The sequence below is a fragment of the Paenibacillus sp. genome (assembly GCF_035645195.1).
Lineage (GTDB): Bacteria > Bacillota > Bacilli > Paenibacillales > YIM-B00363 > Paenibacillus_AE.
Genome location: NZ_DASQNA010000030.1, coordinates 195,564 through 209,351 on the forward strand (window position 1 = coordinate 195,564; position 13,788 = coordinate 209,351).

The 13,788-nt window shown below is 62.3% G+C and carries 12 protein-coding genes and 1 riboswitch; of the genes, 11 read left to right on the plus strand and 1 reads right to left on the minus strand.

The genetic code is table 11. The annotated features are described in order from the left end of the window. Positions 1 to 18: 18 nt before the first annotated feature. The 6 genes from VE009_RS15845 to VE009_RS15870 all read left to right on the plus strand — a co-directional run bounded on the left by VE009_RS15845 (position 19) and on the right by VE009_RS15870 (position 5,945). The gene (locus tag VE009_RS15845; RefSeq protein WP_325009251.1) at positions 19 to 1,650 is read left to right on the plus strand and encodes an extracellular solute-binding protein; all 1,632 of its coding nucleotides are present in this window, start codon (positions 19 to 21) and stop codon (positions 1,648 to 1,650) included. A gap of 69 nt (positions 1,651 to 1,719) precedes the next feature. Further along, entirely contained in the window at positions 1,720 to 2,610 is an 891-nt protein-coding gene (locus tag VE009_RS15850; RefSeq protein WP_325009253.1) for a phytanoyl-CoA dioxygenase family protein, read from the plus strand. A gap of 182 nt (positions 2,611 to 2,792) precedes the next feature. Continuing rightward, positions 2,793 to 2,908, plus strand: a riboswitch (SAM riboswitch). Positions 2,909 to 2,990: 82 nt separating this feature from the next. Continuing rightward, positions 2,991 to 4,001, plus strand: a complete 1,011-nt coding sequence (locus VE009_RS15855) for a methionine ABC transporter ATP-binding protein (RefSeq protein WP_325009255.1) — start codon at positions 2,991 to 2,993, stop codon at positions 3,999 to 4,001. Beyond that, a complete protein-coding gene (locus VE009_RS15860; RefSeq protein ID WP_325009257.1) occupies positions 3,998 to 4,657 on the plus strand; it encodes a methionine ABC transporter permease in 660 nt (219 codons plus the stop codon). Before VE009_RS15855 ends, VE009_RS15860 begins: the two co-directional genes overlap by 4 nt. 37 nt (positions 4,658 to 4,694) lie before the next feature. Further along, positions 4,695 to 5,543 carry a MetQ/NlpA family ABC transporter substrate-binding protein gene (locus tag VE009_RS15865; protein WP_325009259.1) on the plus strand — a complete coding sequence of 283 codons (849 nt, stop codon included), beginning with the start codon at positions 4,695 to 4,697 and terminating at the stop codon, positions 5,541 to 5,543. An 87-nt stretch (positions 5,544 to 5,630) separates the two neighbouring features. Then, entirely contained in the window at positions 5,631 to 5,945 is a 315-nt protein-coding gene (locus VE009_RS15870; protein ID WP_325009261.1) for a hypothetical protein, read from the plus strand. Between the two features lie 419 nt (positions 5,946 to 6,364). Here VE009_RS15870 and rpoN read toward each other — a convergent pair whose 3' ends face one another. Continuing rightward, positions 6,365 to 7,657: an RNA polymerase factor sigma-54 gene (gene rpoN, locus VE009_RS15875; RefSeq protein ID WP_325009263.1), complete on the minus strand. Its 1,293-nt coding sequence runs from the start codon at positions 7,655 to 7,657 to the stop codon at positions 6,365 to 6,367. 118 nt (positions 7,658 to 7,775) lie between these two features. Between rpoN and lipA the strand changes: the two genes are divergently transcribed. From lipA to lpdA, 5 genes are all read left to right on the plus strand, one after another. Continuing rightward, positions 7,776 to 8,714 (plus strand): lipoyl synthase, encoded by a 939-nt coding sequence (lipA, locus tag VE009_RS15880; RefSeq protein WP_325009265.1) that lies wholly within the window; start codon positions 7,776 to 7,778, stop codon positions 8,712 to 8,714. A 173-nt stretch (positions 8,715 to 8,887) separates the two neighbouring features. Continuing rightward, entirely contained in the window at positions 8,888 to 9,886 is a 999-nt protein-coding gene (locus tag VE009_RS15885; protein ID WP_325009267.1) for a thiamine pyrophosphate-dependent dehydrogenase E1 component subunit alpha, read from the plus strand. 26 nt (positions 9,887 to 9,912) lie between these two features. Next, the gene (locus VE009_RS15890) at positions 9,913 to 10,947 is read left to right on the plus strand and encodes an alpha-ketoacid dehydrogenase subunit beta (protein ID WP_325009269.1); all 1,035 of its coding nucleotides are present in this window, start codon (positions 9,913 to 9,915) and stop codon (positions 10,945 to 10,947) included. 33 nt (positions 10,948 to 10,980) lie between these two features. Further along, complete coding sequence (locus VE009_RS15895; RefSeq protein ID WP_325009271.1) at positions 10,981 to 12,255, plus strand: dihydrolipoamide acetyltransferase family protein; 1,275 nt, start codon at positions 10,981 to 10,983, stop codon at positions 12,253 to 12,255. A gap of 16 nt (positions 12,256 to 12,271) precedes the next feature. Then, positions 12,272 to 13,654, plus strand: coding sequence for a dihydrolipoyl dehydrogenase (lpdA, locus tag VE009_RS15900; RefSeq protein WP_325009273.1), 1,383 nt, complete (start codon positions 12,272 to 12,274; stop codon positions 13,652 to 13,654). Positions 13,655 to 13,788 lie beyond the last annotated feature (134 nt).

The window sequence follows — 13,788 nt, forward strand, 5'->3', positions numbered from 1 at the left end:
ACAAAAGGAGGTTTTTCTATGAAGGCATTCCGTCTCACCAAGCGTACGGCATTGACTCTGGTCGTTCTTTTGGCGGTCCTCCTGACAGCATGCAACGGGAACGGCGGGAGCAGCGGCGGGGAAACGACGAGCGGCGGCGACGCCGCTGGGAGCGACGCGGCCGCGCCGGCGGCGAACGCCGGGAACGATTCGGCCGCAGGACAAACGAGCGAGCCGCAGGCGGTCGACACTTCCGAGCATGTGACATTGAAAATGATTTTGCTTGGCGATGCCGATCCTGACACGAAGCTGGTGTACGAGGAGTTAAACAAGCTCATCAAGCGAGATTTGAACGCCACCGTCGAAGTGGAATTTCTCTCCTTCAGCGATTACCAGCAGCGGTACCCGTTGTTGTTCGCCACCGGGGAGCGGGTGGATTTGATTTACACGTCCGATTGGGCGTTCTACGACCAAGAGGCGGTCAAAGGAGCGTTCGCGGAAGTGACGGAAGAGATTTTACAAACCTACATGCCGCAAACGTGGGAGCACCAAAATCCGTTGTCCTTCGAGCAGGCCAAAATCGGCGGCAAGGCGTACTTCGTGCCGATCAGTTTGACGCCGATGGCCGGGGCGAGCGGCGTGCTCATCCGGGGAGACTTGAGAGAGAAGTACGGACTGCCCGAGATCAAAACGATCGACGATTTGGAAGCTTACTACGACGCCGTCGCGAAAAACGAAAAGGGGATTTTCCCGTTCGCCGCCTCGAAAAATAACGACACGATGAGAGATTTGTTCGTGAAGACGATGAACGAGCTGGTGGTGCTCAAGAACGGGACGTCCGACTATTTCCATCCGTATACCGGCGATAAGGACATTCGCGCGGAAGATTTGCAGTGGCTGCACGAATCGGAAGCGTACGAAGCGTTCGTTCGCAAAATGAAGGATTGGGCCGACCGCGGGTTCTGGTCCAAAAACGCCGTCGCCAACAATACCGCTCCGCGGGACGCCTTCGAGAACGGCACGTCCGCCTCGCTGCTGTGGAATATCGGCACGCTCGCGGTCACGCAGCAGTCGGTCGAGAAGACGCATCCGGAATGGAAGCCCGAAATATACGATCTGACGGAAGGCAGAAAGCTGATGATCGGCAGCTACACCTCCGACGGCATGGCGGTCGCCGCCGGCTCCAAGCATAAAGAACGAGCGTTCATGCTGCTCGACAAAATGAAGTTCGACGAGGAATACAACAACCTGATGAGGCTCGGCATTAAGGGGAAACACTGGAGTCCGGTCGGCGAGGATCAATGGGAGCCCGGCCCCAACCAGGAAAAATACCGGTTCGGCACCGGCGGTTCTTGGGGCGTCAAGGGCGAGCACGAACGCACCGCCACCACGCAGCCCCCGATCGTCAAAGTGATCGCCGCATCGCGGGAGGGCAGAACCGTGCAGCCGGTTTCCTTGGGCCTTCGCATCGACGAAAGACCGATCGCGAACGAAATGGCGGCCGTCAACAGCGCCAAGACGAAATATTTGCCTCTGCTCGAGCTGGGCCTCGTCGACGATGTCGACAAGTGGCTGGAGGAGTACCGGACCGCGGCGAAGCAAGCCGGCCAAGAGAAGGTGTTCGCCGAAGTGAAAACGCAGCTCGGCGCTTATCTCGCCGCTGTGAAGTGACGCCTGCGATCTGTCCCGCAACCGCTGAGTTCACAATCCATATTGATATACGCGAAGGGAGAATGCCACATGTTGACCGAAGAGCAGAAGGAAACGTATTACCGAGACGGTGTTTTAGTTCTGAAGGGATTGATTTCGCCCGAGGAACTGGAAGCCTATCGCGAAGCGTACGAGCGCATGGTGGAGAAGGTGCGCGCTTACCCCGGCCCCGAGAAATACAACTCGCGGGTCATCGGGGCCAAATCGGGCAACAAGATCGAAACGAAGCCGGGCGCGACGCAGAGCGAAGTCACGGAATATTGGGGGGCGGATTGGCTGCTGCATCCGGATTTATACGAGCCGGCTTTCACCGATTATTTGAATAACGATAAGCTGATCAACTCGCTCCGCAGCTTGCTCGGACCGGATATCGGAATCTACGGGCTGAAGGCGTTATGGTCCCCCGTCCACGTGGACTACGACCTCGCTTGGCACCGGGACGGAAGACAAGAGGTGTATTCCACCGACGGCGGCATCCCGCCGGGCTGGCTTCAGTTCAATACGGCGCTGTACCGGGAAGAGAGCTTCAAGGTCGTCAAAGGCTCGCACCGCAGGCCGCTCACGGACGAGGAGAACGCCAAGTACGGCACGGTGGAGGAAGTTTCGAACGAAGAAATTTGCGTCTTGGAGCCGGGCGAGGTGCTGTTCATGCATCAAGCCGTACTGCATCGGGGCAAAGCGAAAGGGGAAGCGAACGGCGGCTCCAAACGGCGCGCGTTCCATTATATTCTGGCGCGGACGGATTTCCCGGTGGGGAGAAGACGGCTGGAGCAGTTTAAGAACTGGTACGAAGAGCTGAATTTGGCCGAGAAGCTGGGGCCGACGGCGAAGCCGCTGTTCGAAAACTTCTTCGCTTGGGAAGGAAGAGCGTTCGACGACGAGACGTATCCGTACCCCGTATATAAGAAGGACAAATATTAATCCGTTATTTTGCAGAACCCGCCGATGCATGCCTTTCGCGTCGGCGGGCTTTGTTTCGAATGGAGCGTCAAGTGGAATCATTTGGAGCGGTCTTAGGGCGCGGCATTAGTACGAACGCTATTGACGTCCCGTGTAATATGTTTTATATTACTATTTGTCTTTTTAATTGAATATCATTATCAGTCTTATCGAGAGTGGCGGAGGGACAGGCCCTATGAAGCCCGGCAACCGGTTCGCGCAAGCGGACGTCCGGTGCCAATTCCTTCGGAGCGAACGTAGTCGTTCCGAGAGATGAGATGGGGAACTCGCCTATTCGCCCTGTCTCGTTTTGTAGAGACGGGGCTTTTACTTTTCATCGGAAGGGAGAATCGGGAACCGAATTGATAGAGATCAGTAACGTAAGCAAAACGTTCCGCATCGGCGACCAGTCGTTCGAAGCGCTGAGCGAGATCGATTTGTCCGTGAAGCCGGGCGAAATTTTCGGCATCATCGGCCATTCGGGGGCGGGGAAGAGCACGCTGCTCCGATGCATCAACGGATTGGAAACGCCGACGTCCGGTACGGTCACCGTGAACGGCGTCGAGCTGTCCTCCTGCACGCCGAAGGAGCTGCAGGCGCAGCGCCAGAAAATCGGCATGATCTTTCAGCATTTTCATCTGCTGTCCTCGGCCACCGTGTTTGACAATATTGCCTTTCCTTTGAGGCTCGCGAAGACGCCGAAGGAGCGCATCGGGGAGCGGGTGCGGGAGCTGGCGGAGCTCGTCGGGCTGCAGGCGCATTTGGGACATTACCCGTCTCAATTGTCCGGCGGTCAGAAGCAGCGCGTCGGCATCGCGAGGGCGCTCGCCAACGATCCGTACGTCCTGCTGTGCGACGAGGCGACGTCCGCGCTCGACCCGCAGACGACGGAGTCGATCCTCTCGCTGCTGCTGGACATTAACGAGAAGCTCGGGCTGACGATCGTGCTCATCACGCACGAAATGCAGGTGATCCGCTCGATTTGCGACCGCGTCGCCGTCATCGACGGCGGACGGATCGTCGAAAGCGGGGCCGTCGTCGACGTCTTCCTGCGTCCGCAGCATCCGACGACGAAGCAGTTCGTCTCGCAGGCGGCCGAGATCGAGCAGGCGACGTTCGGCAAAGCCGAAGGCGCCGCCCGAGGCATGCTGCTGCGCGTAACGTTCCAAGGCGAACAGACTTACGCGCCGGTGCTGTTCGAGACGGTGAAGGAGACGGGCATGTCCTTCAGCATTTTGCAAGGCTCGATATCCCGCATGAAACGAATCCCGTACGGCCAGCTCATCGTCGAGCTGCACGGCGACGAGCCCGCCGCGCGGCGCACCGTCGACGCCCTTCGGGAGCGCGGGTTGGAAGTGGAGGTGCTGCTATGAGAGGGAAGCCGATCCCTTGGGAAGACGTGCTGCAGGCGACGCTGGACACGCTGACGATGCTCGGCATTTCGACCGTATTTACGGTAGCTTTGGGTTTGCCGTTAGGCGTGCTGGTGTTCCTGTGTTCGAAGGGGCAGCTGCTCGACAACCGCCCGCTGTACGCGGCGCTGTCGGGAATCATTAACGTGCTTCGCTCCGTGCCGTTCGTCATTTTGATGATCGCGCTCATTCCGTTCACGCGGTTCGTCATGGGGACGTCCATCGGCGTCGAAGGGACGATTCCGCCGCTCGTCATCGGCGCGGCGCCGTTCTTCGCGCGAATCGTGGAACAGACGCTGCGCGAGGTGGACCGCGGCGTCGTCGAAGCGGCGCAAGCGATGGGCGCGTCGCCGTGGCAAATCGTCACGAAGGTGCTGCTGCCCGAAGCGCGCCCCGGCTTGATCGGAGGCGTCACGATCACCTCGATCGTGCTGGTCGCGTACACCGCCATGTCGGGCATGATCGGCGGAGGCGGCCTCGGCGACCTCGCGATTCGGTACGGGTACCAGAGATTCAACCCCGGCGTCATGATCGTTACCATTATTTTGCTCTTAATTTTGGTGGTTATTCTGCAAACGGTCGGCGATCGCCTCGTCGCTCGCTACAGCCGAAAGTAGATTCCATATATAAAAAAGAAAAAGGGAGAGAAACAAAATGAAAAAATGGTTTATCACTTCCGCCGCTTTCGTTCTCGCCGTCGCGCTGACGGCTTGCGGCGGCGGCAACGCGCAGCAGCCTGCTGCGGAAGAAGCGCCAAGTCAAGCAGCGGAACAGCCGGCGGAGCCGGTCACGCTGAAGGTCGCCGCTACGCCGGTCCCGCATGCCGAAATTTTAAACTTCGTGAAGCCGAAGCTCGAAGAGCAGGGCGTAGCGTTGGAAGTCGTCGAGTTCACCGACTACGTGCAGCCGAACGTGCAAGTGTTCGAGAAGCAGCTGGACGCGAACTTCTTCCAGCACGTGCCGTATCTCGACCAGTTCAACGCGGATAACAATATGGATCTCGTCAACGTCGGCGGTGTGCACATCGAGCCGTTCGGCGCTTACTCCGAGAAGGTGAAGAGCGTCGACGAGCTGCCGGAAGGAGCGATCGTCGCGATCCCGAACGACGCCACGAACGGCGGCCGCGCGTTGGCGCTGCTGGCGGCGAACGGCTTGCTGACGCTGAAGGATGGCGTCGGCGTCGCAGCGACGGTCGCCGACATCGTCGACAACCCGAAGAAGCTCGAGATCAAAGAACTCGAAGCGGCGACGCTGCCGCGCGTGCTGCCCGACGTCCATCTTGCGCTGATCAACACGAACTACGCATTGGAAGCCGGCTTCGTGCCGACGGAAGACGCGCTCTTCATCGAAGGCAGCGACTCCCCGTACGTGAACATCGTCGCCGCTCGTCCGGACAATCAAAATTCGGACGCGATCAAGAAGCTGATCGAAGCGCTGCAGTCGGAAGACGTGAAGACGTTCATCAACGACACGTACAAAGGCTCCATCGTACCGGCGAACTAAACGAGCGCCGCATGCATCCCCCGGAACAATTCCGGGGGATTTTTTCGTTGTTGGGTAATACTGTGAGGGAGAAAGGGGGGATCGATCATGTACAACGAAGCGTTGAAACGCCGCTTCCTGGATACGCTCGAGCCGGACCGCGTCCCGGAATTCGAGCGGCTGTTCGACAAGGCGAAGGAGATGGAGGCGGACTACGGCAAAGATTTGTCCGAATGCGATCTGGAGGAGCTGACGAACGTCTTTCATCATTTGGCGCCGGAGAGCCCGGGGCGGGCGAAGAGCAATAAAGAGAATGTGGAAGCGTATCTCGATTGGTGCATTCGGCAGCAGGTGCGGCGGGACGGCAATCCGCTGCATGAGCGCGGAGCGGAGTGGAGCTACGGGTTCGTCACGTCGACGTAGTCGGATCGGGGCGGATATAGCCGCTTTCGGAGTGCGGCCCGGTCTTATGCGACCGGGCCGAAGCAGTGCCGGCGATTCGCGGCGCGGCGGCACATGCTCCCCCATAATCGCCCCAGGAGTCGGGACGTCTGCGGCGGCGCTCGTGCATTATGGGTAGGAAGGTAGCTAAAGAAGAGTAGGGTGGTGCGATAACAAGCATACATGCTACCCATAATCGCCCCGGGGTTCGGCGTATGCGGCGGGGATTGATGCATTATGGGTAGGGAGGTAGCTAAAGAAGAGTAGGGTGGTGCGATAATAAGCATACATGCTACCCATAATTGCCCGGGGGGTCGGCGTATGCGGGCATAACGGGGGCAGGGGCACAGCAGGCTGCCTCCCGCTCGGCGCGACAGCAGCCTCCCGCCCCGCCCTCCGCGTTATCCCCGCATCCTCGACGACAGGATGCCCATCTCCTCGCGGTATTTCATGACCGTTCGGCGCGAGATGCGGATGCCCTCCGCGTTCAGCGCGTTCGCGATCCATTGGTCCGACAGCGGCCGATCCCGGGGTTCCTCTTCGATGAACGCCCGAATTTTCGCTTTGACGCTCGCCGCCGAAGCTTCCGAGCCGTCGTCGGCGCGAAGCCCGGTCGTGAAGAAGTATTTCAGCTCGTACAGGCCGTACGGCGTCTGCGCATATTTGCCCCGCGTCGCCCGCGACACGGTCGATTCGTGCATGCCGGCGGCTTCGGCGACGTCCCGCAGCGTCAGCGGCTTCAAGCCGAGCGCGCCGCGGCGGACGAAATCGGCCTGCCGCTCGGCGATCGCGGCGACGACTTTCAGCAGCGTGGACTGGCGCCGCTCCACCGACTGCCGCAGCTGATTGGCGCGCTGCAGGCAGGCGCGCAGGTAAGCGGCCGCCTCCCGGTCCGTCCCGCCGCGGAGCATCCGGACGTACTCGGCGTTCAGGCCGAGCCGCGGCAGCCCGCCGTCGGCGATGGCGAACCGCACCTCGCCGCGCTCGAGCCACATCGCCGCGTCCGGCTCGACGTACCGCGGCGAGTCGCCGTCGCCGGGGAGGACGGGGCGCGGCCGCAGCGAGCGGATGTACGCAAGCGTCCGCTCGAGCCGCTCCTCGGCGATGCCGAGCCGGCGAGCGACGAACGCGCGCCGGCCGTGCGCGATCGCTTCCAAATATTCGGCGGCGACCGCGGCGGCGTGTCTGTCGGCGTCCGGATCGCGCGCGATTTGGAGCAGCAAGCACTCCCGCAAATCGCGCGCGCCGACCCCCGCCGGCTCGAGCGACTGCACCTCCCGAAGCGCCGCCTCGACCTCCGCCGCCGTCGCCCGGCACGTCGCGGCGGCGTCCGCGACGCTCACGGTCAAATAGCCGTATTCGTTCAGGCTCCCGACCAGGAAACGCGCGATGCGATACAGCTCACCGGCGACCCCCTTCACCCGCAATTGGGAGAGCAGCGATTGCTCCAGCGATTCGCCGGGCATGCGGACGCGCCCGATCCAGTCGTCCTCGCCCGCGAACGCGCTCGAAGCGGATCTAGCCGGGGGCTCCGGCCATTCCAGCTCGAGCAGCGGATTGTCCGTCGCCTGCTCCTGCAAGTAGTCCGCCAAATCGGCGGCGGACAGCTGCAGCACGTGAATCGATTGCTGCATCAGCGGCGTCATGCGCAGCTTGGCCGCCAGCGTTTGGGTCAACGCATACCCTGCATGCATGGAATCTACCTCACTTTCCTTGAAAGCGCTGTCATCCATCTGTAATGCCATTATAGAACAGTCTCGGCGGCGTGCCAACGGGGGAAACAGGTTTGGCACGATTTTTGTGTGTCATTCGATGAATCGGACCACACACGAAAAAAGGAGCGTGCCGGCGATGCGGGAACGGAAACCGAGCTGGTTGAAGGCGAATTTGGTGACGACCGAAAATTACCGCAGCTTGAAGGCGTTGATGCGGCAGAAAACGCTGCATACCGTCTGCGAAGAGGCGAAATGCCCGAATATTTACGAATGCTGGGCGAACCGAACCGCGACGTTCATGATTCTCGGCAGCGTGTGCACGAGAGCGTGCCGCTTCTGCGCGGTGCAGACCGGCCGGCCGACGGAGCTCGATCTCGCGGAGCCCGAGCGCGTAGCGGAGGCGGCGGCGGACATGAACCTGCGGCATGTCGTCGTGACGTCGGTCGCGAGGGACGATTTGAAAGACGGCGGCGCGGCGGTGTTCGCCTCGACGATTCGCGCCGTCCGCGCGAGGCTTCCGCTGTGCCAAGTCGAGGTGCTGATTCCCGACTTCCAAGGCGAGGAGCAGCCGCTGTACACGGTGCTGGACGCGCGCCCCGACGTGCTGAACCACAACCTCGAGACGGTGGCGAGGCTGTCCGACCGCGTCCGGTCGAAGGCGAAATACGCGCGGTCGCTCGAGCTGCTGCGCCGGTCCAAAACGTACGCGCCCGCGATTCCGACGAAGTCGAGCCTAATGGTCGGCCTCGGCGAAACGACGGAGGAGGTGATTGAAGCGATGGACGACTTGCGCGAGGCCGGCTGCGACATGCTTACGATCGGCCAATATTTGCAGCCGACGAAGCGGCATTTGCGCATCGAAAAATATTACGCGCCCGAGGAGTTCCAGCGGCTGAAGGAGGAGGGGCTGAAGCGCGGCTTCGCCCATGTCGAGGCGGGACCGCTCGTCCGCAGCTCGTACCATGCGCGGGAGCAGGCGGCGTCCGTCGTTCCCGTTCCGGATGCTTGGACGAGTGCACAAAACGAGACAAATTGAGACAGGTGTCCACTTTTGTCTACTTTTGTTCGGCAAATGCTCCGAAAACGCGATCGAAATCGGGGGAGCCGATTGGCACGAAATTTGCTAGCTTACTCTATGCGTGAAGCTGCGGCGAAGCAGACGCAGACGCACGGAACGATTATTATCCGATCGAAGGAGGAGTAAAGCACATGGCGAAAACGGAACAAGAAGTTCAAGGGGTTCAGTTGACTCGCGAGAAGGCGCAATGGATGTACCAAAAAATGTTGGAAATTCGCAAGTTCGAAGACCGAGTGCATGACCTGTTCGGCCAAGGGAAAATTCCGGGCTTCGTGCACTTGTACGCAGGGGAAGAGGCGGTGGCCGTCGGGCTGTGCGCGCACTTGGACGACAACGATACGATCACGAGCACGCATCGCGGGCACGGTCACTGCATCGCCAAGGGCTGCGACTTGGACGGGATGATGGCGGAAATTTACGGACGGGCGACGGGACTGTGCAAAGGGAAAGGCGGCTCCATGCACATCGCGGACCTCGATAAAGGGATGCTCGGGGCGAACGGGATCGTCGGCGGCGGGTACCCGCTGGCGTGCGGCGCCGCGTTGACGGCGAAATACAAAAAAACGAACGCGGTCAGCGTCTGCTTCTTCGGCGACGGCGCGAACAACCAAGGCACGTTCCACGAAGGGATCAACCTCGCGGCCATTTGGAAGCTGCCGGTCGTCTTCGTCGCCGAGAACAACGGGTACGCGGAAGCGACGCCGTTCACGTACGCTTCCAGCTGCAAAACGATCGCCGATCGTGCAATCGCTTACAATATTCCGGGCGTCCGCGTCGACGGCAAAGACGTGCTGGCGGTGTACCAAGCGGCGCAGGAAGCGGTCGAGCGCGCCCGCCGCGGCGAGGGGCCGACGCTGATCGAGTGCGTGACGTATCGGAACTACGGGCATTTCGAGGGCGACGCGCAGAAATACAAGAAAGAAGAGGACAAGAAAGCGCATCTGTCGGAGAAGGACGCGATCGGCAAGTTCCGCGCTTATTTGATCGGGGAGCAGCTGCTGACGGCCGAGGAGCTCGACCGGATGGAAGCGTCCGTGGACGAGGCGGTGGAGAAAGCGATCGCTTTCGCGGAAGAGAGCCCATTCCCGGAGCCGTCCGAGCTACTGACCGACGTGTACGTCTCGTACTGATTTGAATTTTAAAGGAGGAACCGATCATGGCGAAAAAGATGAGCATGTCGCAAGCGATCAACGAGGCGATGAAGCTGGCGATGCGGAGAGACGAGAACGTCATTCTGATGGGCGAGGACGTCGCCGGCGGCGCGCAGGTCGACCATCTGCAGGACGACGAGGCGTGGGGCGGCGTGCTCGGGGTCACGAAAGGCCTCGTGCAGGAATTCGGCCGCGAGCGCGTGCTCGACACGCCGATTACGGAAGCGGGCTATGTCGGGGCGGCGATGGCCGCGGCGGCGACCGGCCTCCGCCCGATCGCGGAGCTCATGTTCAACGACTTCATCGGCAGCTGCCTCGACCAGGTGCTGAACCAAGGCGCGAAGTTCCGCTACATGTTCGGCGGGAAGGCGCAGGTGCCGGTGACGATCCGGACGACGCACGGCGCGGGCTTCCGCGCGGCGGCGCAGCATTCGCAAAGCTTGTACGCGCTGTTCACCGCCATCCCGGGCATCAAGGTCGTCGTCCCGTCCACCCCGGCCGATGCGAAAGGGCTGCTGCTCGCTTCGATCGAGGACAACGATCCCGTCGTCTTCTTCGAAGATAAGACGCTCTACAATTTGACGGGCGAAGTGCCGGACGGCTACTACACGATTCCGCTCGGCAAGGCGGACATCAAGCGCGCCGGGTCGGACCTGACGATCGTCGCGATCGGCAAGCAGGTGCATACGGCGCTGGAGGCGGCGGCGCAGCTGGCGAAGAAGGGCATCGAGGTCGAGGTCGTCGATCCGCGCAGCTTGTCGCCGCTCGACGAGGATACGATTCTCGGGTCCGTCGCGAGGACGAACCGTCTCATCGTCATCGACGAGGCGAACCCGCGCTGCTCGATCGCGACCGACATCGCGGCGCTCGTCGCGGACAAAGCGTTCGACAGCTTGGACGCGCCGATCAAGCGTATCACCGCGCCGCACACGCCGGTGCCGTTCTCGCCGGTGCTGGAGGATTTGTATTTGCCGAATGCGCAGAAGGTGATCGAAGTCGTATCCGAAATGTTAGGAGATAAATCGCTGCTGAGCGTGTAAGATCAGGCGGCATTCCGGAGGGAGCGGAGAAGAATGGCAGTCGAAGTCGTAATGCCGAAGATGGGAATGGCGATGAAGGAAGGGACGGTCTCCTCCTGGCATAAGAAGGAAGGGGACGCGGTGACGAAAGGCGAGACGATCGCCAGCGTCAACTCGGAAAAAATCGAGATGGATTTGGAAGCGCCGGCGGACGGCGTGCTGCTGAAAATCGCGGTGCCGGAATGGCAGGGCGTGCCGCCCGGCACCGTCATCGGCTACATCGGGCAGCCGAGCGAGCTGGCCGAGCTGGAGACGGCGTCGGCTGCAGCCGAGGCGCCCGCGAAGCCGGCGGAGCCGTCGGAGGCGCCAGCCGCGGCCGCGGTTTCGGCTCCGGCGGGGGCGAGGTCCGGGGAGCTGAAAATTTCCCCGGTCGCGCGCAAAATCGCCGAGGCGGCGGGCCTTGCGCTCGACGCGCTCGTCGGCACCGGTCCGCAGGGCCGCATCACGAAGGAGGACGTCGAGAAGGCAATCGCCGAGCGCGATGCGCGGACGACCGCGCCTGAGCCCGCGCCTGCGCCGACGCCTGCGCCCGGGCCGGCCTCTGCGTCCGCGCCGGCGGCCGCACCCGCGTCCGCGGAGTCCGTGGAGCGCGTGCCGGTGACGGGCATCCGCAGGACGATCGCCTCCCGCATGACGGCCAGCCTGCGCGACAGCGCGCAGCTGACGCTGACGATGCGCGCGGACATCACGCCGCTCATCGCGCTGCAAAAGCAGATGAACGAGGTGACGCAGCGCGAGCACGACATCAAGTTGACGGTGACCGACTTGATCGCGAAGGCGACGGTGCTGGCGCTGCAGCAGCACAAGGAGCTGAACAGCGCGTACCAGGGCGACCAGATCCACCAGTACGGTCACGTCCACCTCGGCATCGCCGTCGCGCTGGACCGAGGGCTCGTCGTCCCGGTCATCCGTCACGCCGAGACGCGCACGCTGCTCGACCTGTCGCGCCAAATCAAGTCGCTCGCCGCGCGGGCGCGGGAAGGGAAGCTCGAGGCGGACGAGATGCACGGTTCCACCTTCTCGATCACGAACCTCGGGGCGTACGGCGTCGACTTCTTCACGCCCGTGCTCAACCCGCCGGAATCGGGCATTCTCGGCGTCGGCGCCGTGCAGGACACGCCCGTGTTCGTCGGCGACGAGGTGAAGAAGCGGAGCATGCTGCCGCTCAGCCTGACGTTCGACCACCGCGTGCTGGACGGCGCGCCCGCCGCCGAATTTTTGCGCACGCTGAAGCGATACCTCGAAGAACCGCATCGCATGTTTTTATGAGAAGGGCGGGAGACGAATGAGCGAAATCGCGATTGTCGGGGGAGGACCCGCGGGATACGTGGCGGCGATCGTCGCCGCCCGGCAGGGCAAGCGGGTGACGCTGATCGAGCGCCGGGAGCTCGGCGGCACATGCCTCAACGAAGGCTGCATGCCGACGAAGTCGCTGCTGGAGAGCGCCGAGACGTTCGACAAGGTGAAGCATGCCGGGCGGTTCGGTATTCGGGTGCCGGCGGAGCAGGTCGAAGTCGACTGGCCCGGCGTGCAGCGGCATAAAGACGGCATCGTAAGGCAGCTCGTCGCGGGGGTCGGCTACCTGATGCGGAAAAACCAAATCAAAGTGATCGCGGGGAAGGCGAGCTTCGAGAGCGATCGCCGCATTCGGGTGGAGAAGGAGCAGGGGGAGGAACAGATCGAATCGGAGCGCATCATCATCGCCGCCGGATCGGAGCCGATCGAGCTGCCGTTCGCGCCGTTCGACGGGGAATGGATCGTGCACAGCGGCCAAGCGATGGCGCTGCCCGCCGTGCCGAAGTCGATGCTCATCGTCGGCGGCGGCGTCATCGGCTGCGAGTTCGCGAGCGTGTACAGCCGCCTGGGAACGCAGGTGACGATCGTCGAGGCGGCCGACCAGCTGCTGCCCGGCGAAGACGCGGACATCGCGGCCGTGCTGCGCAAGGAGCTGGAGAAGGGAGGCGCGTCCATTTGGACGTCCGCCTCGCTGCAGTCGGTCGATCGAGCCGCGAAGACGGCCCGCTGCCGTACGGCTGACGGCGAGCTGCGCGACGTCGAAGCGGACGTCGTGCTCGTCTCCGTCGGCCGCCGGCCGCGCACGTCGGAGCTGCGGCTCGAGAACGCCGGCGTCGAATACGGCAAGCAGGGGATTGCCGTAAGCGAGCGCATGCAGACGAACGTGCCGCATATTTACGCCTGCGGGGACGTCATCGGCGGCATCCAGCTCGCGCACGTCGCCTTCCACGAAGGCGCCGTCGCCGCCCTGAACGCCTGCGGCGGGGACGCGAAGGCGAACTACCGCGCCGTGCCGCGGTGCATTTACACGTCGCCGGAAATCGCCGGCGTCGGCCTCACCGAGAAGAAGGCGCGGGAGCTCTACGGCGACGTGCGCGTCGGCGAGTTCCCGTTCGCCGCGAACGGCAAAGCGATGATTCTCGCCGAGCCGATCGGCAAAGTGAAGGTCATCGTCGAGCCGCAGTATCACGAGATCGTCGGCGTATCGATCGTCGGGCCGCGCGCCACGGAGCTGATCGGCCAAGGCGCGGTCATGCTCCACGGCGAGCTGACGGCGGACGCGATGGAGTCGTTCACGGCCGCGCATCCGACGCTGTCCGAAGCGGTGCACGAGGCGCTGCTGGCGGCCATCGGCGGCGCCGTACATGCGTAAATCTGCGGGAATTGCATACTTTCCACGCGCGAAAATCGCTTTCTCTTCGGAGGGGGCGGTTTTTTGCGCATCAAATTGTAAACGCTGTCAACCTGTATTAGAATAGAGGGGAGAGCAATATATTCGGTCTGTCG

What these genes read in the sequence shown, in the direction of transcription:
- VE009_RS15870 (WP_325009261.1), top strand. Translation starts at nt 5,631, where the DNA reads ATGTACAACGAAGCGTTGAAACGCCGCTTCCTGGATACGCTCGAGCCG.
- lipA (WP_325009265.1), top strand. Translation starts at nt 7,776, where the DNA reads ATGAATCGGACCACACACGAAAAAAGGAGCGTGCCGGCGATGCGGGAA.
- VE009_RS15865 (WP_325009259.1), top strand. Translation starts at nt 4,695, where the DNA reads ATGAAAAAATGGTTTATCACTTCCGCCGCTTTCGTTCTCGCCGTCGCG.
- rpoN (WP_325009263.1), bottom strand. Translation starts at nt 7,657, where the DNA reads ATGCATGCAGGGTATGCGTTGACCCAAACGCTGGCGGCCAAGCTGCGC.
- VE009_RS15850 (WP_325009253.1), top strand. Translation starts at nt 1,720, where the DNA reads ATGTTGACCGAAGAGCAGAAGGAAACGTATTACCGAGACGGTGTTTTA.
- VE009_RS15885 (WP_325009267.1), top strand. Translation starts at nt 8,888, where the DNA reads ATGGCGAAAACGGAACAAGAAGTTCAAGGGGTTCAGTTGACTCGCGAG.
- VE009_RS15860 (WP_325009257.1), top strand. Translation starts at nt 3,998, where the DNA reads ATGAGAGGGAAGCCGATCCCTTGGGAAGACGTGCTGCAGGCGACGCTG.
- lpdA (WP_325009273.1), top strand. Translation starts at nt 12,272, where the DNA reads ATGAGCGAAATCGCGATTGTCGGGGGAGGACCCGCGGGATACGTGGCG.
- VE009_RS15845 (WP_325009251.1), top strand. Translation starts at nt 19, where the DNA reads ATGAAGGCATTCCGTCTCACCAAGCGTACGGCATTGACTCTGGTCGTT.
- VE009_RS15895 (WP_325009271.1), top strand. Translation starts at nt 10,981, where the DNA reads ATGGCAGTCGAAGTCGTAATGCCGAAGATGGGAATGGCGATGAAGGAA.
- VE009_RS15890 (WP_325009269.1), top strand. Translation starts at nt 9,913, where the DNA reads ATGGCGAAAAAGATGAGCATGTCGCAAGCGATCAACGAGGCGATGAAG.